At 52.0% G+C, this 223-nt stretch carries 1 tRNA gene; it reads left to right on the forward strand.

Annotation, left to right across the window (positions count from 1 at the left end):
- The first annotated feature begins 142 nt into the window (after positions 1-142).
- Positions 143-219 (forward strand) — tRNA-Met (locus BLO31_RS22885).
- Positions 220-223 lie beyond the last annotated feature (4 nt).

Genomic DNA, 223 nt, shown 5'->3' on the forward strand with positions numbered 1-223 from the left:
ATTTTAGGTGTTGATTGAGTTCATCACCTGCGATGCAAGGTTACCTTGCCAAGGTTGAGGTCACGCCTTAGGCCTTGAATTGGGAACCTCGAGTGTCGCTCCAGATTACAGCTCTCATTGTGCTTAACAATGACTAGATGGACGCGGGGTGGAGCAGCTTGGTAGCTCGTCGGGCTCATAACCCGAAGGTCGTCGGTTCAAATCCGGCCCCCGCAACCAAATT

The organism is Vibrio sonorensis (genome assembly GCF_001854765.1).
GTDB classification, from domain to species: domain Bacteria; phylum Pseudomonadota; class Gammaproteobacteria; order Enterobacterales; family Vibrionaceae; genus Vibrio; species Vibrio sonorensis.